Raw genomic sequence first — 20,582 nt, forward strand, 5'->3', positions numbered from 1 at the left:
TTTCTAGTAGTTTTATTATATCCTAATAAAAAGTGAGACGGAAGGCGTATCCCTTCCATCTCATTTTCTCGTCAAACTCGACGGCCAGTAATTAAATTGAAAATTGCCAGAACGAGCGCAATTACAAGTAGAACATGAATTAATCCTCCAGCAACTTCAAAACTAAATCCTAATAACCATAAAATAATAATTAAACCGATAATAAACCACATGATAAGACCTCCTTTGTTTCTTACTATCACTCAATAATGGCTATAATTCGTACATTACCTTTTTAGATTTCTTTAAAACGAGACTTTTTATTACGAAAATATAAAATAATAAACTAAGAAAGAAGTCCTTTAATGAAAGCTTGTTTTCATATGTTGTTTTTCATCATGTTTTACAGGAAAAATAAAAAGGGCCGGCAGAGACCGACCCTTTGAATGAAGGATTATGCTTCATATAAAATTGAAATTGAGCGAAGCGGATATTCTATCCCTTCTTTGATAGGTTCATCCCAAGCTAGCATACCGCCTGCATAATTTCGCACATTTTCAATGCCATGGGCCTTAAAGTAAAGGGCTGCATGCTGGCTACGGCTACCATTTCTGCATACGAATAGATAAGAATAGTCTTTTCGAAATTGGTCAATTACTTCTGGCAGGTGGTGCATGGGCAGAAAAGGTACGCCTGGAATATGTCCTTCTTTATATTCTTCAGCTTCACGCACATCAATAATAATGGTTGAATCTTCGTCATCATAAACGAGCTGTTTAAATTCTTCAGGACCAAGCTGTTCCACACCTTCAAGGTAATAACTCACCTTTCTCGCCCCTTTCTTCCTTATTATCGTTTAGAGCGACGAATCATCGGCTGGATTGTGACGGAGTTTAATTAAGCGATACGTATGACTCACAATCACTTTTAAAATTGCATACGTAGGGACAGCTAAAATCAAGCCTATCAACCCAGCAAAGCGGCCGGCTACAAGTAATAATAATAAAATCGTTACCGGATGGATGGATAGCTTTCTTCCCATAACTTGCGGAGATATCAAATTGCTCTCAATCTGCTGGACGATCACAACAACAAGAACAACTAACAAACCAGTTAATACAGAATCAAACAGCCCTACAATTACACCAGGAAACGTACCAATCCACGGACCAATGAATGGAATCACATTCGTAAACATGGCTACCAGGGCTAAAATTAACGGATAATCTAAACCAATAATTTGATAGCCTATGTAAACTAGCACCCCGACGCAAAAACTTACAATGATCTGCCCTTGGATATAAGAGCTTAACGCTGCATCCATATCCCCTAATACTCTCTTAGCTTCTTGTTCATTTTTAGGAGATAGAAAACGCGTAATTTGATTAGGTGCTTTTTCTCCTTCTTTTAACATGTAATACAGAATAAAAGGAATGATCACAAGAAGAATTAAGAAGTTAGCCACTGCACCGAGAACATTTGTGACGTTAGCTCCTAAGTTCTGGACAAAGTTATTAATATAGGCAGCTGCTTCCCTAGTAAGCTCTTCCCACGAAAACTGCTGGTTCTGGGCCTGGAACTGCGCAATACGTTCATTGTTCTGCAATTCAATAAACATGTCCCGAACTTCATATATAAACCTGGGCATATTTGCAACCAAGCTATGAAATTGCCGTTGAATTTCCGGGCCCACGAGTAAAAACACTGTTGTAAGCATACCCACGCCTGTAACGTAGATTAGTAGAATAGCTATGCCTTTGGGCATCCAGTTAGAAAGTAACTTCACAAACGGGCGAAGTAAATAAAATAATACCCCTGCAAGCGCAATCGGCGTAAACAAAATCTGCAAAATCATAAAAAGTGGTTGAAAGACAAAATCAATTTTTGATAATAGATAAATAATTAGGGTTACAATAATTATTGCATATCCTATTCGAAAATATTTCCCTTGAGGCATAGCATCACCAAGCTTATTAATTTATTTCAAGTATAGCACAGGATAGGAGTTTGCTTCACTATTCCATGGCTCCTATAAAATCCGGTAAAAACTATCTATTAACTTGTATTCAAATGTCCATATGCACTCTTAAAACAACTTCTAATTTGTAGCCTTGTCGCAGACTCATTATTAGACATATATTCTTTCCTCAATTTTAACAACCTCTGTTAAAGTTTAGTAGTGATAGTTCTTTCATGACCTTCTTTAGTAGGGCGGTATCTTTAAAACATGAATGTTCTTTTCTCAAAATATACGGTTATTCCCAGCCATTATGTTGCCCCTCAACGCTAAGTCCTGTTTCCTAATGTGAAACTGCTGTACAGATTGCTTATTCCCTCTGTTACGCTGCTTACGTATTATCCATATTTTTTTCCTGTTCTTTTATGCTTATTACACGGCTGATCTTTAAGAAACTAGTTTCATATTCCTTTTAACTGTGGCTGATATGAATGCACCTTGCTCTTGTTTTGTTACTAAATCCATTCTTCTTTACTAACAGCTAGTTACCGTTACTTCTATTAAATGGAGTTGTTAGAAAACCAGCTTTAAAAAACGAAGCAATAATTTCTCCAAGGGCATAGCTCCCTCTCGCGTGCAGATGAGAAACCACCAATGTTTTTTAATAGTATCTTTCCCATCTTCTAACAAAGTCTTTGACACTTTATAAACCTTTCATTAAAATAAATAATGTGAACATCTGTTCACTGGTAAACATAGAAAAGGGGGAGTACAAATGAAGTCACGCTTAATGCTACTACTAGCTATGGTGTTTACACTCGGTTTAATCCTAGTTGCCTGTGGTGAAACGCCGGAAGACACAGATGAGGCATTGGATGACCTTGAAGAGGAAGAAGACGGCCTTGAAGATGAAGACGAAGATGCTGATGAAGACGAAGCAGAGGAAGAAATTGGTGCCGATGCCGATGCTGGCGACTTTCAGCTAGGTACAGGATCTACTGGCGGAACATATTATCCACTTGGTCAAGAAATGGCTACAGTTATGAATGATAATGTTGACCATGATGACTTTAACGTAAGTGCTGTGGCTACCGATGCATCTGTTGAAAATATTGCTATGATTAGTCAAGGTGATTTAGGACTTGGCATGACCGTGCACCTTACTGCAATTGATGCAGTTGAAGGCGAGAGTGATTTTGAAGGTGCTCAAGTAGACAACATGGGCTTTATGGGTCACATTTACCCAGAGGTTATGCAGATTGTAGCGCTTGAAGACTCTGGAATCGAATCAATCTCTGATCTTGAAGGTGCAGATGTTGCTGTAGGACCACCTGGTTCAGCAACAAACGATGCTTCCCAGCGTATTCTTGAAGCTTACGGGCTTGAAGAAGGAGATTACAATGCATTTGATGAAGGCTTTGGCGATGCAGCCGACCGTATGCAAGATGGAAACTTAGATGCTTCCTTTGGCCTTTTAGGACTTCCTGATTCTGGAATTGGCGATGAACTTGCTAACCAGCGCGACATCACTCTTCTAGAAGTTGAAGGTGAAGCCCTTGAAGAAATCGAAGAAACGTCTGGTTACGAGCAAATGACTATCACTGAAGACGATTACGATTTCCTCGATGGCGAAGTAAGCACAATTACAGCATATGCTGTGCTTGTTGGCTCTACTGACCTTATCGATGAGGATATGGGCTATGAGATTACAAAAGGCTTGTATGAAAACGTTGATGATGTGACGCATACACAAGGTGAACACTTGACGCTTGAAGATGTGATGAACGGTTCTGATGACCTTCCACTTCACCCTGGTGCGGAACGCTTCTTCGAAGAAGAAGGTCTGCTTGACTAACTCAACTTACTTGTACTTTTGTTCTACTTGGAGGCTGTCTATTGCAGACAGCCTCTTTTTTTAACGTGTAGTTTGATCGTCTTTTCCGGAGGCTATTTTCGCAATCGCTAGTGTTTTCAAATGAAACGGACCAATTCAACGAAAAATGGTAAGTGAACTCCCGTAACACGTACTGCCTTTAGAAGAAGAGCGTTGACCATGCTGAAAACGTCCGCCTCCAGGAGATGAAAAGGATATTCTTCGTTCAAAAGCCATAACCTTTTAGAAAACCCATCCTTCTCTTAAGAAAAGGATAAAATGTAAGTATTAGAAAAGCCTTGAATTTATGCATAGAAAGCGGGACATGCCAATTCTTTTCTGTTATGATATCCTTAGCTTGTACATACACTCTTTGAAACCAGTCTGGTTACATTGACTGGTTTTATAACTTAGACGGGAGGTGGGCCTTTTGGCAAACAATGATGACAAAAATAACTCAACAGATGAGATAAACGAGAATACTCAACAGCCAAGTGAAACGGAAATACTTGAGAAATACGACCGAGAATCGGCCGTTCGTCGTGATCTTGGAAGATGGATATGGGTAGCTGCGATTATTGGAATTTCGCTTACGATTTTTCATCTTTATACTGGCTTACGTGGACCTTATACATCGATTATGCAAGGTGCTATTCATTTAGGAAGCGCCCTTGCCTTAATCTTTATTTTATACCCAGTTAAGAGAACACTCACTAAAAAAAGAGGCGTGCCTTGGTATGATGCGCTTTTAGCAATGACCGCCTTGTTCTGTAACTTCTATGTTATTTGGAATTACGAAAAATTAACAACTCAGGTCATTATTCATGGCTATAGCACACTAGATACAACTGTGGCTTTTCTCGGTGTTATTCTTCTTTTAGAGGCAACGAGGAGAGCTGTTGGGGTCCCGATTGTAGTTATTGCAGCAGCTGCGCTATTGTACGGGGTTTATGGTAACATGGCCATTTTTGGTGAATTCCGCCACTCTGGTTTTGACTGGCCTTCATACATGGAGCGGATGTTCTATAGTACCGAAGCTATTTTTGGTACGCCAATACAAATTTCCTCCACGTTCATTTATCTATTTTTATTCTTTGGAGTAATGCTCGTTCAAACAAACATTGGTCAATTCTTTAACGATTTGGCGTTTGGAGCAACAGGACGGTTTACTGGAGGAACGGCTAAAGCTGCTGTGTCTGCCAGTGCATTCCAAGGAATGGTTACAGGAAGTTCTGTAGCAAATACGGTCAGCTCGGGGTCCTTTACCATCCCGATGATGAAACGATCAAAATTCAAGCCGGAGTTTGCTGCCGGAGCCGAGGCTTCCGCCTCTACCGGTGGTCAGATTATGCCTCCTATTATGGGGGCAGCGGCTTTCATTATGGCAGATTATACTGGCGTTCCATATAGTGAAATTATCGTCATAGCATTAGTTCCAGCTCTTTTATATTTTTCCGGAGTATTTATGGGGACGCATTTTGAAGCCAAAAAGCAAGGCATTCGTGGTCTTCCAAAATCAGAGCTTCCATCAATGAAAAATATTATGAAGCGAATTGATTTACTTGCGCCACTTGTAGTCATCATTACGCTTTTATTGAATGGGTACACGCCAACTTATTCAGCTCTATATGGTATCGCCACAGCTTTTCTAGTTAGCTTTTTCCGAAAAGACACAAGGCTTACCATTCCTGCAATGATAGGTACGCTTGAAAAAGGAGCCCGTGTGGCTTTACCGGTGATCGTTGCCTGTGCCTCTGCTGGCATTATCGTTGGCACAGTAACAACTACTGGCCTAGGCGGAATTATTGCTGGAGGAATCATCAATTTAGCTGGAGGAAACTTCTTCCTTCTCATGTTCTATACTATGATTGCTTGTATTTTGCTCGGTATGGGACTTCCGACCACAGCTAACTATGTGGTTACTGCTTCGATGGCAGCCCCAGCATTGATTGCAGTAGGGGTACCTGATATTGCTGCCCATATGTTTGTCTTTTACTTCGGCATTGTAGCAGATATTACACCGCCAGTTTGCCTTGCCGCTTATGCAGGGGCTGGTATCGCTAGAGCTAATCCATTATCGTCCGGCGTGAATGCATTCAAGATAGCAATAGCTGCTTTCATCATTCCGTATGCCTTTGTATACAATCCTGTATTAGTATTGGAAGAGGCTACATTCGCCACGCTTGCTCCTGCCTTGTTAACTGCTTTAATTGGCATGATCGGAGTAAGTGCAGGTATGATGAATTACTTTTTCGCACACCCGAAATGGTATGAACGAATTCTCCTGCTTGCTGCCGGCTTACTGGCAATTTATCCAGGAAGCTTAATGATCTCACTGTCTGGTATCGGTATTTTAATCTTAATTGGCATTGTGCAGTACTTGCGCAACCGAAAAGACCATGATAATCTCCAGACTGCATAAGCCTTACTAAAAGAAGAGCTGCCCTTATTTATAAAAAAGGACAGCTCTTCTTTTTTATTCATGCTATTGTATATGGTTTGCCAGAACTTATTTACGTCTAAGTCAATCTTCAAATACACTGAATGTCTGCCACAAACCTTCTAATTCTTTTAAACGTCCTTCCACTTTCTCATGTTCCGATCTTGTGACTGCGGTAACTAGCGCACTGACGATGCTAAGCGGGGCCGAAAAGGAATCTATAAAAGAATTGATTTCAGTAGCAGCCAAAAGCTTTTCATCTCCGTAAGGAACGAGCGGGCTCATTAAGTGGTCGGTGATGACTAACGTTCTTGCCCCGCGCTGTTTTACATACTTTAAAACTTCAACCGTACGTTTTGTATAGCGAGAAAATCCAAATCCAATTACTAAATCATCTTCTGTAATATCTAGTAGATGCTCAGAAACTCCGTCCGCTTGAGTGACCATTTCTGTATTTTGCAATACAAGGTCAAGATAAAATTCCAAAAATAATCCTAAGCTTGCTGCACTCCGATAAGCAATAATATAAATCCGTTTGGCCCCAATAATTTGATTAACTGCCCGTTCAAACACCTTTGGGTCAATTTGCTGAAGCGTCATGTTTAAATTTTGAATATCATCTGACAGGATTTCATTCACTGCCGTTTCTGGAGCTTCTTCGGTATCGGTGGTCCGGGCAAACACTTCTGCAGAAGTCCATTTGCGCTGCAATGCTTCTTGCAGATGGCGCTGCAAATCTGGATAGCCTTTATATTCAAGAAAGACAGCGAAGCGAACCACGGTAGCTTCTCCAACTTCTACGTGCTTCGCTAGCTTTGACGCTGTTAAAAAGGGGGCTGTTTCTGGATTGTTAATTAAATAATTGGCAATCTTTCGCTGTGATTTACTCATCTGGTCCTGCATCGTTGTGATTCGCTGGTACACATCACTTTCAAGCATGTAGCATCATCCCTTTTTACATAAACAACGGGTTGTTATTTATGCGCTAAATCTCCCCTGAATCGGGGGTGTTTAGCGGGATCTTCCATACACCTTCGGCACCACACGCTCATAAGCAGCGACGGTTTTATCAATATCTGCGCCCGTATGAGCTGTTGAGAGACTGTACCGGTTTAACGGTTTTGTATAAATGCCTTCATTCAAAAGCTCAATATCAATTTCTTTGCGGGTGGCCAGGTCCGTATCCTGAAGATCCCGGTAATTACGAATCTTCTTCTTATCTGTTAATACTACACTAAAGATTGACCCGCTGCCAACCGCTTTCATTGGGATATTATACGCTGCAAATACTTTTTCCAACCGCTTTTTTAACTGTTCAGTTTTAAAAAAGACATCCTGTATTTCTTTTTCAAGAACTTGAATGGTAGCTAACCCTGCTGCAAGAATCATCGGATGTCCATTGTACGTACCGCTGTGAAAAAGGACATCTTTGGCTGAGGATGTTTTACTCTGACTGCTGTCGAATACATCAGAACCTTGCGTAGGGCTTGAAGTCATCATAATCTCATCTTTTCCGCCGACCATCCCTACTGGAAACCCGCCGCCGACTACTTTACCTAGCGTTGTTAAGTCCGGCTTTACATTATATAATGCTTGAGCTCCACCTAGATGAACACGAAACCCAGTTTTAACTTCATCAAAGATCAAGACCATATTAAGTTCCTCGGTAATTTCACGCAGTCCATGAATAAATGCTTCTTCAGCAGGGATAAATCCAGCTTGAACCGGTTCAATCATTACAGCAGCAACCTCATCACGGTGTTCGCGCAAAATGTCTTTGCACGCTTTTAAATTATTAAATGGAAGGACAATAGTATTGCGTTGGTGAGACGCATGCATGCCTTTAGATTCACAAGTGGCAACTGGAGTGCTTTCCTCTCCCGCTTCATGGACAGGAGGATTTACGCTGACAAGCATTTGATCATAACCACCATGATAATGACCTTCAAATTTTGCTATTTTATGTTTTCCTGTGTACGCTGCTGCAAGTCTTAGAGCGAGCAAGGTAGCTTCTGTACCAGAGTTGGTATAACGGAGTTTCTCGATACTTGGATATAATTCTTTTAACTTTTGGGCCATATCAATTTCAAGCTGATGTGGTGCTCCAAACAGCCAGGTGCCATCTTCATTCATTTGTTCAATCATAGCTTCTTTAACGTCTTTATGGCCATGCCCAAGCATTAATGCACCATAACTCATTAAATAATCAACGTACTCATTTCCATCCACATCCGTTAAGCGAGCACCGTTGCCATGTTTCATTGCAATTGGACGTGGAGCAAAGTGTTTAATATTGGCTGTAACACCACCCGGCATTACATCACTTGCTTCCTCCATAAATCGTTTAGACCCTTCTGTTTTCTCCATTAACTCCTGCACAGGGTGTTGTTGAAATTTTTCAACTGCCATCGCTAACCGATCCCTCTCTTAAGAATTTATTTTTTCATAATAAAAAACGAATGAATTCTTAATTTCATAATACGGGGTTTTGTACATTTTGTGAAGGGGTTATTTCATTATATTTATAATTTGGAGGAAATAATTCATCGATTTTTTTTACACAATGAAAACTCCTGTCATTTTTGAATGATATATTTCAAAAAGACCCACATAAGAATGTCAAATTTCTTTTTCAGTTCTTACAATTAATTTTTGGAGTTCATCTTTCATTTTTAATTTATACGTGATGATTTCTTTCTTTTTTGACCCTATTTGATTTACTTGTTATACTCACGACAGTTTCATTTCTTAGGAGGTTGATATAATGGCGCAGCCGAAGTATGTAATGAATATTGACAAAATTGAAGCAATTCCAGAAGATGAACGCGCAAAACTAAAGCAAATTACCGAAAAATTTGTGTTTCGTGTCAATGAATATTATTTAAGCCTTATCGATTGGAACGACCCGAACGACCCCATCAAAAATTTGGTCATTCCAAATGAAGGAGAACTTTCTGAATACGGCAGGTGGGACGCTTCAGATGAAGATACAAACTATGTCGTACCAGGGTGCCAACATAAATATGAAACTACCGCCTTACTTATTTGCTCTGAAGTTTGCGGCGCCTACTGCCGTTATTGCTTCCGCAAACGTTTGTTTAGAAATGACGTTAAAGAAGCCATGTCAGATGTCGACCCTGGTATTGAGTACATTCGCAATCATCCTGAGATCAATAACGTCCTGCTTACAGGGGGCGACCCGCTTATTCTAGCCACTAAGAAATTACGTTATATTATTGAAGAATTGCGAAGTATTCCACATGTGAAAATTATTCGCATCGGTTCTAAGCTTCCAGTCTTTAATCCTATGCGAATTTACGAAGATGAGGAGCTATTGGACTTGTTCCGGGAGTATTCCACGGTCGATAACCGCATTTATGTAATGGCTCATGTGAATCACCCCCGAGAAATTACTGCTGAAGCAAAGCGCGGCTTCCAGGCGCTTCACGATGCCAACGTAACAGTTGTCAACCAGACACCAGTCTTAAAGGGAATTAATTCTGACCCGGATGTCCTGGCTGAATTACTTGATAAACTTTCCTGGGCCGGGGTAACACCTTACTATTTCTTTATCAACCGTCCAGTAGCCGGTAACAATGATTTTGTTCTCAGCTTAAAAGAAGCTTATGAAGCTGTGGAAGAAGCTAAAGCAAAAACGAGCGGTCTCGGTAAGCGAGTACGACTGTCTATGAGCCATACATCTGGCAAAATTGAAATATTGGCGATTGAAGACGGCAAAGCGTATTTGAAGTACCACCAATCGCGTGACGGTAAGTACGGCAAATTTATGGTACTTGATTGTCCCGATGAAGCAGGCTGGTTTGATGACCTTCCAGGAAACGAAGAACACTGGGACCCGCCTAAGAAAAAGACTGAAAACGTTGTCTCAGTAAATGAGATGCCGGATATGCCGCAAAAGAAAAAGCCCCGTGACCGAAAAATGCCGGCGAGCTCCTCAAAATAACAGATTGGTGCCTGTTATTGGGGCCACTCCTGCACGATGCCACCATAACCTATTAAACTAATTGTACAAATACAAGAATTAAGCAGTGTTCACCTAAGAAGCTGCTCTTTCAAACCGTTTGTAAAGCCTCCCGCTCCATTTTTCGGATCGGGAGGCTTTAATATAGCAGGTCTCCCTGCGCCGTTCTTATAAAACCATCCACCAAATAGATGAATTGTAAAGCTTAGGGGCGAGCATTACAAGAATAATCAAACTGTAGCTGCACAAACAGTCAGGGGACATTAAACTGTAGACTTTTCATGTAAGTAGCTTAATATTTGTACATAATTCTACGCAGTTAAAGGTACATGATCAGCTAAAATCAATCAGGAGAGCTTTTTCTATTTTGTTGTAACTCATGTTACACTTTGCATAGAAATAATTTGGAGAGATGCGAAACTTATGAAGCACATCACAATGATTCTGCCAACCCTCCTCCTGTTACATGGCTGTGCAAATAGTACCGATGAAGAAGTTAAGAATGAGGAGGAAGGAGAGCAGGAGCAACAAAGCGAGACGTTCTATGAAAATCCTTTTTACCAGATCGTTTTTGAAGGCTGGGAAGAAAAGAGCATTGAGGGGACAAATGGCTTTTCAGCTCATTTCACCGTTTTTACCCAGGATGAGCGCAGAGAATTGAGACCTGAAGATGTTCGTTTAGCTCCTCAAGAAGATGCTGCTGATGACCAGGGCCACTCCTACCCATCTTCTGTTGATGACGCTTCTATTGAAGAAGGAGAACAGTCGAATGAACTAAACATCACTCTGTTCTATGAATCATTTATTAACCGTGAGGCTGAGCTTATTAAGCTCCCTATCTCTTTTCAACCTCGCCCGGAGACTACAAACCATCAAGTTACATTTGAAGATATAACAGACGAAGAACTTCCCATCACCCATGATGATGTAATGATCAGTGACTTTGAACAAACTGGTTCATCCTTTTCCCTAGAAGCATTTGACTTGCATTCCTTACAAGACGCAGGCCTGTGGATTTCTTTTGGAGAAGAAGTGATATATCCAAGCCATTCAACGACAGAGTTCGACAATGACGGACAAGTTCTAAACGGAGAATATGAATTTGCGGTAGATTTACCGGAATCTTTTACCCTCCACCTTGAGCGCAGACAAACGCGAGAGATCAACTGGTCTCACACTTTTTCCTTTTCCCCCCAGGGATGACTCGAATAGAACGTATAAACAAAGAAAGAGCACTACCTCCCCCTGCGGAGAGGTGGTGCTCTTTTTCCTTTAGCTGTCTGCCACGATATTTTCCAGCCTGCCAATTCCCTCTACCTCAATTGTTATCTTGTCACCAGGTTGCAGAAACTGCGGAGGGTCCATTGCTTTGCCTACTCCGGCTGGAGTGCCAGTCGCAATAATATCTCCCGGCTCTAGAGTAATGGCTTGAGAAATCGTTTCAATGAGCGTTGGTACATCAAAAATCAGTTGATCGGTGGAGCCTTGCTGCCGCTCTTCTCCGTTAACAAACGTGGTTAACGTTAGTGGTTCCTCTGGCATGAATTCCTTAGGGACAATCCATGGTCCTAACGGTGCAAACGTATCTAAGCTTTTCCCCAATAAGAACTGGCTGTGCTTTTTTTGTAAGTCTCTCGCCGTTACATCATTGAACAACGTATAACCAAAGATGTATTGGCCAGCTTCTTCTTTCGTGATGCCGCGTCCTTTTTTTCCGATAACTACGGCAATTTCACCTTCATAATCAAGCTGTTCAGTGGCTTTTTCGTGCGGCTCAATTTTCTCGTCTGGGCCGATGATTGCTGTTGGGGCTTTAGAGAAAACCATGGGAGCTTGTGGAATATCGCTTGCGCTTCCCATTTCTATTGCATGGTCAGCATAATTCTTCCCTATGCAGAAAATATTTTTCCTTGTCCGGGGGATCGGGGCAAGCACATTCACTTGGTCAGCTGGGTAACGAAAGGAAGAATGTGCTGTCTTTACTTCTTCCAACAAAGCAGGGGTATCCATCATCATGCTAATAAGATCTATTACCGTTTCTGGTACATCCGATATATTGGAAGCTTTGTGTATGTAGGCAGATGCATCTACATAGTCACCCGTTTCTTCGAGGTACAATCCAAACGTTTCCCTCTCTGGCGTTGAAAAGCTTACAATCTTCATAAACTCCCATCCTTTCATAACACGAATCGAATCTATTCATACCAATTGTATCATTAATAAATATTGCAGTTAGCCTCTTTTAATAATGAAACAACGTCTTCCTCACCTTGACTCCTATCCCTTTACATTTATGATTAGCAGGAGGACAGTAGCTTTTTTGTCACTTCTGCTTTTACTTGGTTCAGCATCTTCGTGCGTTCTTGGGTTGAGGCTTCCACCACATAGCCCAATTGAAGTGATAATTCATGCTTCATCCCACAAAATTCAAAGATAGCCTTTTGTAAAATCATATTTATACTATCTGTTAATCCTTCAGCTTGAAACTTGTCGACGGGAGCCCCGGTTGTGAAAATTGCATGCCCTGTTTTTCCCTCAAGCTTTCCAATCGGTTCTTCATTTTCTAATTCATACGCCAATCCATAAGCAATAACTCTGTCAAGGTAGCCTTTAGCAAGCGCAGGGAAGCTTCCCCACCACACCGGAAAAATAAAGGTGATGTGGTCTGCCCATTCCCAATACGAAAACTCTTCTTTTATTTCTTCTTTGTAGATCCCTTGAAGTGTGTCTTCATATTCTTGAATCGTAAGAGATGGATTAAGAGACAACTCAGTTACATTCCTTGTATACACTTGCTTGTCTGCTTCTAACAACGTCTCTTTTACTTTATTTAATATGGCTCCATTAAAGCTGTCTTGTTTAGGGTGCATAAAAATTAATAAATGTCGGTCCATAGGTTCAACGTTTCTCCTTTACCAGCTCTTGTTTTAGCTCTTCCTTGCCTTTGCGCCTTATAACAGTTCCTGTTGAAACAGATAAAGGCTGGACAGATGGACGTCAGGGCAAATAGCCGTGGGCATATTAAAACCTGGATCTTAATACCCGTTACTTATGTAGAGTTAAACCTGGCAAAAATACTGGATATTCAAACTCACTGTTCATTGCTGCGCTTATATTCTCAAACTTTGTGCTCCCTCACTAAAAAACTTGGCAAAGCAAAGCTTACGGTTAAAGGCTCTGCCGCAACGGTCCAGGATGAACTCTTTCCTTTAATTGGCCTTTTGTAGGGTGGAAGTCATTAAATTACGAATGAAACATTTTAAAGTATAAGTCTAAAAGTTGTTGCGCAGCTTGTGCCGGCGGAAGTTGGCCTTCTGTTACTTCATTTTTTTTCACCGGGAATTTGGAACGAATCTCTTCATTTCCAAAAAAGTGTTGGAGCAAGGATTCCTCAATTAATGATTCCATCCATTCCACCATTTGCCTCTGCCTACGTTCCTCCCAAACTCCATTGGCTTTTACGGTCGTTTCAAATTTACGAATCAGGTCCCACATCTCGTCAATGCCAGTCCCAGTTAGGGCAGAGACGATCTGAGCGCTTGTTGTCCAGTCCTTAGTCGCAGGTTGAAGAAAATGAAGCAAGCGGTTATATTCAGCTCGAGCTTTTAAAGCTTCTTCATAATTCGGACCATCCGCCTTATTAATATAAAGGGCATCTGCAATTTCCATAACGCCTTTTTTCATCCCTTGCAACTCATCACCAGCCCCCGTAAGCAGAAGGACAATAAAACAATCAACCATTGAACGAACCACCGTCTCGCTCTGCCCGACCCCAACAGTTTCAACAATGATTACATCAAAGCCAGCCGCTTCACAGAGTAACAGCGTTTCCCTGCTTTTTCTAGCTACTCCTCCGAGGGTGCCGCTAGAAGGGGAAGGCCGCACGAACGCAGATGGATGCTTTGACAGTTTCTCCATTCTTGTTTTATCGCCTAAAATGCTTCCTTTACTAACTGTAGAAGAAGGGTCTACAGCTAGCACCGCCACATTATAGCCTTTTTCACAGAGCAAAATACCTAAAGCTTCGATCAATGTACTTTTACCTGCTCCCGGAACGCCTGTAAAGCCAATGCGAATCGATTGTCCTGTATAAGGCATGATGTTCTGTAATATCTCTTGAGAGGAAGCAAAATGCTTTGTAGATTGGCTTTCCACTAGTGTTATTGCTTGAGCAAGTATAGTTCGGTCGGCAGCAAGTATTCCATCTATATATTCTGCGGGAAGCTTTGTTCTCCTTCGTCGTTTTCGATTAGAATGCGGTTGATTTTCAGCCATGGCCAAACCTCCCTTTTTCCCACCCCCGATATGCTAGTAAAACGCCCTCCTCCCATTCTGTAACTAGCTAGTTTCGGAGTGGAGACAATTGCGCATACTCTGATTTCTTTTCTGCCCTTCTCCCTATTCCTATACGTAACACCTATTGCGGTTCAACCATTTCTTGTAGTTGTAATAAGATTTGTTTGGCAGCGGCTGGTATAACTGTCCCTGGTCCAAATATAGCGTCTGCCCCATTATGTCTTAGCTCTTCATAATCCTGCGCTGGAATAACTCCTCCGATAATGACTAGAATGTCCTCCCGCCCTAGTTTCTTAAGCTCTGCTACTACTTTTGGAAGTAAGGTTTTATGCCCAGCCGCAAGAGAGCTGATGCCAAGGATATGCACATCATTTTCTACAGCCTGCAAAGCAGCTTCTTCCGGAGTCTGGAATAAGGGGCCAATATCCACATCAAATCCTAAGTCCGCAAACGCAGTAGCAATCACTTTTGCTCCTCTGTCATGGCCATCTTGGCCCATCTTTGCCACCATAATGCGCGGTCTTCGCCCTTCTTCTGCAAAAAATTCATCAGACAGCCGGCGCACTTCCGCCATTTGTTCTTGTTCACCATATTCTGCTTGATAAACTCCGCTAATTGCCTGGGTTACAGCTTGATGACGCCCGCTTACTTTTTCCAATGCATCAGAAATCTCCCCTAATGAAGCACGTTTCCGAGCTGCATCCACAGCGTACTCCAATAAATTTCCTTCCTGAGATGAAGCGGCTTTCGTGAGTTTCGCAAGTGCTTCTTTAACTCTCGGTTCATCACGGTTTGCACGTAGTTTTTCTAATCGTTCAAGTTGAGCATTTCTAACTTTCGTATTATCGATATCACGAATATCAAGCGGGTCTTTCTCAGCAGGCTGAAATTTGTTTACGCCGACGATCGTTTCCTGTCCTGAATCTATATGAGCTTGCCGGCGTGCCGCCGCTTCCTCAATTCTCATTTTTGGCAGCCCGGTTTCAATGGCTTTTGACATACCCCCTAAGTCATCGATTTCAAGGATGTGTTCCCAGGCTTTAGCTGCCAACTCAGCAGTTAATGATTCCACGTAATAGGAGCCGCCCCACGGATCTGCTACATTGGTAATCCCCGTTTCTTCTTGTAACTGCAATTGCGTATTCCGGGCGATGGCCGCTGAAAAATCCGTTGGTAGAGCAATTGCTTCATCAAGAGCATTCGTATGAAGAGATTGAGTATGCCCCATTGTAGCTGCCATTGCTTCAAGTGACGTCCGAACAACATTATTGTAAGGGTCTTGTTCAGTTAAGCTCCAACCTGAAGTCTGTGAATGCGTGCGCAGCATAAGAGATTTTTCGTTTTTGGGTTCAAATGGTTGCATAAGTCGAGCCCACAGTAATCTCGCTGCTCGAAGTTTGGCGACTTCCATGAAGTAATTCTTCCCTATTGCCCAGAAAAATGATAATCGAGGAGCAAAAGCGTCAATATCAATTCCAGCACTCAGACCGGTACGTACATATTCCAAGCCGTCTGCGAGTGTATAGCCAAGTTCAAGGTCGGCCGTCGCTCCTGCTTCCTGCATATGGTACCCGGAAATTGAAATACTGTTAAACTTCGGCATATAGGTGGAAGTGTATTCAAAGATATCAGCAATAATCCGCATAGACATATTCGGTGGATAAATGTACGTATTTCGCACCATATACTCTTTTAAAATATCATTTTGAATGGTGCCGGTTAATTGTTCTTTTGAAACTCCTTGTTCTTCTGCAGCAACGATATAAAACGCCATAACCGGCAGCACTGCCCCATTCATCGTCATCGAAACAGACATCTCATCAAGTGGAATACCGTCAAATAATACTTTCATATCCAAAATTGAATCTACGGCCACTCCAGCTTTACCTACATCCCCTTCCACTCTAGGATGGTCAGAGTCATAACCACGGTGAGTAGCAAGATCAAAAGCGATAGACAGCCCTTTTTGTCCAGCAGCTAAATTTCTGCGATAAAACGCATTCGATTCTTCGGCGGTAGAATAACCTGCGTATTGACGAACTGTCCAGGGGCGCTGTTTGTACATAGCCGGGTAAGGACCTCTTAGAAAAGGGGGCAAGCCGGAAACATAATCCACATGCGGCAAGTCTTCGATGTCTTCATTTTTGTAAAAAGAAGATATCGAAATGAGTTCAGGCGTCTCCAGCACGTGGTCTGCTGAATTGAAAGAGCGGGAAGAACTCTCTTTTCTGCGTAATTGCTCATACGAAATTGACGTGAAATCAGGATTTTTCAAGTGGCTCCACCCCTTTCCTGTCCAATATGTGATGAAGCTTTTCCCAGACATTCATATGTTGATATATAATATCTTCTAAACCGAGGGTTTGCCAATAACGCAAGCTCTCAGCTTCAGGTTTTCCTGCAAGGACTTTCATTTTTTCAGGTGTGCTTTTAGATAGCTGCGGCAACAACTTCTCCATCCAGTCTGCATACGCTTTATCTCGTCCGCAAATGACTATCACTTCGGCATTCGTTTTTTTTACCGCTGCCACCGCCTCTTCAATCGAAGAAAATCCAGCTGTTGATTCAACCGCAAATGAACCTGCTTGAAACACAGAACGGGCAAAATCAGCTCTCGGTTTATGATGAGGAATTGGACCTATATTCAATAAAAACACGCTCGTTTTTCCTCTGCCCTCCGCTTCTGTACACTGAGAGTCCTGGACACGTTTCTGCAACTGTTCAAACGCTTCACTTCCTCGGCTTGTTGTAAGGACTTCTTCCCATTGGACCTTCTCTTCTCGATGGCAGCCTGCAAATAAAGCCGGCAACGGAGCTTGAGACGTGCGTATCTGCTGAACAGCAGCTTGCAAGTTTTCTAGAGCAATCGTTGGTACATCGTTTAACTGTTCGTAAGAGCGTCCCATTTCTTTTTCTTGATCATAGGCTTTGCGCTCTTCGCTGTCGTCGCTTGGCGCAGGTGGGGTCCGGTCGTCTGGATTAAAATAGTTGTTAACGCCGACAAACACTTCTTTTCGCTGCTGAATCGCTGTTTTTCGTGATACTAACATATCTAATAAATGCGTTTGAATAGCTCCATTTTCCAAAACTTCCAGCATCCCTCCTTGTTTTTCAATCTCTTGAAAGGATAGCCAAGCTTTTTCGGCTAGTTGATTCGTTAACGTTTCAATGTAATGAGAGCCACCCGCTGGGTCACTTACATGCGCCAAGTATGCTTCTTCCTTCATGATCAACTGGGTGTTGCGGGCCACTCTCCGGGAAAAAGAGGTTGGCTTTTGCAATAGCACATCAAATGGGACAACATCCATGCTATTTACACATGCTACTGCGCCTGTAAAACTTTCTGCTGCTGTTCTTAATATATTTACATAAGGTTCAACCTTCGTCTTTGACCACATCGAGGTGACCCCATGAATAAATGTCTGCTGTTCTTGATCGTCTGCGCCGAACGCTTCCATAATATTGGCCCAGAGTTCACGGAACGCTCTAATCTTTGCAATCTCCATAAATTGTTGCTGGCCAAGCGGAAATACAAAGGCAAGTAGATTCTTAATTTCACTGAAAGATAGATTTTTCTTTCTTAATTCTTTTACATAATACACACCTGTTGCTAAAGCATAGCTGACCTCTTCTACGGCAGAACTGCCGGCTGTATGATAAGGTTCAGCACTTACAAGCAACGAACGAACCCCTCCATTTGTATCTTTAAAAACGGCCACAGCCCCTTGAATGGCTTCATTTACGGAACACGGAAGCTTGCCATGAATTGCGGCTTCTCCTAAGGGGTCCCCAGCGATAACTCCCTTAAACGGTGCAGTTGTTTCATTGGCGGCTTTAAATAATAAGTACAGAGGTAGCGGATTAGCTCCTGTTTCCACGTAGAGCGGGTACTGAAAAAGAGGGAGATCAGTGGCCGTCCCAAAAGCCACTTTTACATCCTCAAGGTCAGAAAGTGGAAGACCTTCACTCCTGGACGAAGAAAGTTGTGGTATTTCGCCCCGCTTCGTCGCAGGATGAAGCTTAACACCGAGCCACGTTTGCCCATTTTGCATATCTTCATTTGCTTCGTTATAAAAACGAGCTGGAGTACTTTCACGAATCGTCTGCGTAATCTCCCATTGATTGTTTTCTGCCCCTCTTCGGTACGGTGCTCTTCCTGGTGGGGCAAAATCTAATGAAGCTGATCCCCTGCGGTAGAGCGGCTGAAGAGTAATCTCTTCTCTTGTTGGCGTCGTAAGTGTTTCAAACGGTTTTCCTTTTATAGAACGTTCCACCGCTTCGTACCACTTGTCATCACTAGGCACGGGAAATGAACAAATTTCTTGTAACACCTTTTCTTTTTGGTCATTAGCCATAGATAATACGACAGGAACCCCCGTCTTCCTCCCTTCTTTAAAGCGGGATGTTTCCGTGCTTTTTGTCCGGTTTGTGTGTTGATTTGTTACGAAGCATTTCCAGTCCGCTCGCTATAGAATATTTCGTATCTCTAGGGTCAATGACGTCATCAACAATTCCATTACCGGCTGCAATATAAGGATTTGCATAACGCTCGCGATATTCCTGAATTTTTTCTTGGCGTGTTACTTCAGGATCACTGCTTTCTTGAATTTCCTTAGCAAAAATAATATTAGCTGCTCCTTCAGGTCCCATTACCGCAATTTCAGCATTTGGCCAGGCAAAGACGAGATCTGCTCCAATTGCTTTACTATTTAACGCCACATAAGCTCCGCCATAGGCTTTACGTAAAATGACAGTAATCTTAGGCACACTTGCTTCTGAATACGCATACAAAATTTTAGCGCCATGCCTGATAATTCCGCCATGCTCCTGCTGTATCCCCGGTATAAAACCGCTTACATCTTCGAGCGTTATTATAGGAATATTAAAGCAATCACAAAAACGGATAAAGCGAGAGCATTTGTCAGAAGAATCAATATCAAGTCCACCAGCCATCATTTTAGGGTTATTGGCAACGACCCCTACAGTAGCCCCGTCTATTCTTCCAAAACCAATTACAATATTTTTTGCAAAGTCAGGTTGGACTTCTAGAAAATGATGTTCATCCATAAGCTCTTTAATTACTCTTCGCACATCATATACTTTGGCACTATCAACCGGTACCAGATCGAGCAGCTGATCCAAACGGCCTTGCTTTACACTCTCGGTTTGGTTATTTTCGAATCGAGGTGGTTTTTCTTTATGATTAGATGGCAAAAAGCTTAACAGCTTGCGTACATTTTCCAATACTTCCTCTTCACTGCTCCCGGTAAAATGAGCATTCCCGCTTTTAGAGGAATGGACTTTAGCACCGCCCAAGTCTTCCGTATTGATTTTGGCTCCAGTGACACTCTCAATTACTTTCGGTCCAGTAATAAACATTTGACTCGTCTCTTCTACCATAAACACGAAATCCGTAATGGCCGGCGAATAAACAGCCCCTCCCGCGCATGGTCCGAGAATCACTGAGATCTGCGGTATTACGCCAGAATAAATGGAGTTACGGTAAAAAATATCTCCATACCCATCTAAAGAGAGAACGCCTTCTTGAATACGAGCACCGCCTGAGTCATTTAAACCGATGATCGGAGCTCCATTTTCGGCAGCAAGATCCATTGTTTTTGCAATTTTTAAGGCGTGCATTTCTCCTAATGCGCCCCCATATACCGTGAAATCCTGAGAAAATAGAAAAACGAGCTTTCCCTCTACTTTACCGTAACCGGTAACAACTCCTTCCCCAGGAGCTTTGGAAGCTCCAAAGTCCATGCCACGATTCTCAATAAATGGATTTAATTCCACAAACGTCCCTTCATCAAGAAGTAATTCAATGCGTTCTCTCGCTGTTTTTTTACCACGGTTATGCTGGGCATCGATTCTTTTTTCTCCGCCTCCTAGCTTAACTTCCTCACGTTTTTCTTCCATTTCTTCAATTTTAGAAAACATGCCGTCGTTTTCCATGCTGGCTCGCCGCCTTTCTTTAAAAATTCGCAAAACTATTGGCGTAAAGCTCTCCCTCATTATTAATCCTTAGAGAATCTTTCGAAGAAGAGCTTATAGT

The 20,582-nt window shown here is 42.1% G+C and carries 15 protein-coding genes; 4 read left to right on the forward strand and 11 right to left on the reverse strand.

Translation table 11 applies throughout. The annotated features are described in order from the left end of the window. Positions 1-71: 71 nt before the first annotated feature. The 3 genes from D469_RS21910 to D469_RS0101270 form a co-directional block, all read right to left on the reverse strand. Positions 72-212 carry a lmo0937 family membrane protein gene (locus D469_RS21910; protein WP_018921539.1) on the reverse strand — a complete coding sequence of 47 codons (141 nt, stop codon included), beginning with the start codon at positions 210-212 and terminating at the stop codon, positions 72-74. Positions 213-433: 221 nt separating this feature from the next. Further along, the gene (locus D469_RS0101265) at positions 434-805 is read right to left on the reverse strand and encodes a rhodanese-like domain-containing protein (RefSeq protein ID WP_018921540.1); all 372 of its coding nucleotides are present in this window, start codon (positions 803-805) and stop codon (positions 434-436) included. A gap of 30 nt (positions 806-835) precedes the next feature. Next, the gene (locus tag D469_RS0101270) at positions 836-1,936 is read right to left on the reverse strand and encodes an AI-2E family transporter (RefSeq protein WP_018921541.1); all 1,101 of its coding nucleotides are present in this window, start codon (positions 1,934-1,936) and stop codon (positions 836-838) included. A gap of 775 nt (positions 1,937-2,711) precedes the next feature. On the opposite strand from D469_RS0101270, the gene D469_RS0101275 reads away from it, so the two are divergent. Together D469_RS0101275 and D469_RS0101280 are read left to right on the forward strand one after the other, a co-directional pair. Then, a complete protein-coding gene (locus D469_RS0101275) occupies positions 2,712-3,791 on the forward strand; it encodes a TAXI family TRAP transporter solute-binding subunit (protein ID WP_018921542.1) in 1,080 nt (359 codons plus the stop codon). Positions 3,792-4,239: 448 nt separating this feature from the next. After that, positions 4,240-6,231 (forward strand): TRAP transporter permease, encoded by a 1,992-nt coding sequence (locus D469_RS0101280; RefSeq protein WP_018921543.1) that lies wholly within the window; start codon positions 4,240-4,242, stop codon positions 6,229-6,231. A gap of 102 nt (positions 6,232-6,333) precedes the next feature. Here D469_RS0101280 and D469_RS0101285 read toward each other — a convergent pair whose 3' ends face one another. Together D469_RS0101285 and D469_RS0101290 are read right to left on the reverse strand one after the other, a co-directional pair. After that, a complete protein-coding gene (locus D469_RS0101285) occupies positions 6,334-7,188 on the reverse strand; it encodes a MurR/RpiR family transcriptional regulator (RefSeq protein ID WP_018921544.1) in 855 nt (284 codons plus the stop codon). Positions 7,189-7,260: 72 nt separating this feature from the next. Next, positions 7,261-8,658, reverse strand: a complete 1,398-nt coding sequence (locus tag D469_RS0101290; protein ID WP_018921545.1) for an aspartate aminotransferase family protein — start codon at positions 8,656-8,658, stop codon at positions 7,261-7,263. 355 nt (positions 8,659-9,013) lie between these two features. Here D469_RS0101290 and D469_RS0101295 point away from each other — a divergent pair, with 355 nt between their 5' ends. Both D469_RS0101295 and D469_RS0101300 read left to right on the forward strand, forming a co-directional pair. Further along, entirely contained in the window at positions 9,014-10,213 is a 1,200-nt protein-coding gene (locus tag D469_RS0101295) for a KamA family radical SAM protein (RefSeq protein ID WP_018921546.1), read from the forward strand. Between the two features lie 441 nt (positions 10,214-10,654). After that, a complete protein-coding gene (locus D469_RS0101300; RefSeq protein WP_018921547.1) occupies positions 10,655-11,434 on the forward strand; it encodes a hypothetical protein in 780 nt (259 codons plus the stop codon). A 69-nt stretch (positions 11,435-11,503) separates the two neighbouring features. Here D469_RS0101300 and D469_RS0101305 read toward each other — a convergent pair whose 3' ends face one another. The 6 genes from D469_RS0101305 to D469_RS0101330 all read right to left on the reverse strand — a co-directional run bounded on the left by D469_RS0101305 (position 11,504) and on the right by D469_RS0101330 (position 20,482). Next, positions 11,504-12,394: a fumarylacetoacetate hydrolase family protein gene (locus D469_RS0101305; RefSeq protein WP_018921548.1), complete on the reverse strand. Its 891-nt coding sequence runs from the start codon at positions 12,392-12,394 to the stop codon at positions 11,504-11,506. 134 nt (positions 12,395-12,528) lie between these two features. Then, positions 12,529-13,125: an NAD(P)H-dependent oxidoreductase gene (locus D469_RS19375; protein WP_018921549.1), complete on the reverse strand. Its 597-nt coding sequence runs from the start codon at positions 13,123-13,125 to the stop codon at positions 12,529-12,531. Positions 13,126-13,474: 349 nt separating this feature from the next. Continuing rightward, the gene (meaB, locus tag D469_RS0101315; RefSeq protein ID WP_018921551.1) at positions 13,475-14,506 is read right to left on the reverse strand and encodes a methylmalonyl Co-A mutase-associated GTPase MeaB; all 1,032 of its coding nucleotides are present in this window, start codon (positions 14,504-14,506) and stop codon (positions 13,475-13,477) included. Between the two features lie 142 nt (positions 14,507-14,648). Further along, the gene (gene scpA, locus D469_RS0101320) at positions 14,649-16,802 is read right to left on the reverse strand and encodes a methylmalonyl-CoA mutase (protein ID WP_018921552.1); all 2,154 of its coding nucleotides are present in this window, start codon (positions 16,800-16,802) and stop codon (positions 14,649-14,651) included. Continuing rightward, positions 16,789-18,882, reverse strand: a complete 2,094-nt coding sequence (locus D469_RS0101325) for a methylmalonyl-CoA mutase family protein (protein ID WP_018921553.1) — start codon at positions 18,880-18,882, stop codon at positions 16,789-16,791. The genes scpA and D469_RS0101325 overlap by 14 nt, the downstream gene beginning before the upstream one ends. A gap of 37 nt (positions 18,883-18,919) precedes the next feature. Beyond that, positions 18,920-20,482 carry an acyl-CoA carboxylase subunit beta gene (locus D469_RS0101330; RefSeq protein WP_018921554.1) on the reverse strand — a complete coding sequence of 521 codons (1,563 nt, stop codon included), beginning with the start codon at positions 20,480-20,482 and terminating at the stop codon, positions 18,920-18,922. Positions 20,483-20,582: the final 100 nt, after the last annotated feature.

This window comes from Salsuginibacillus kocurii DSM 18087, assembly GCF_000377705.1.
Taxonomy (GTDB): Bacteria; Bacillota; Bacilli; order Bacillales; family Marinococcaceae; genus Salsuginibacillus; species Salsuginibacillus kocurii.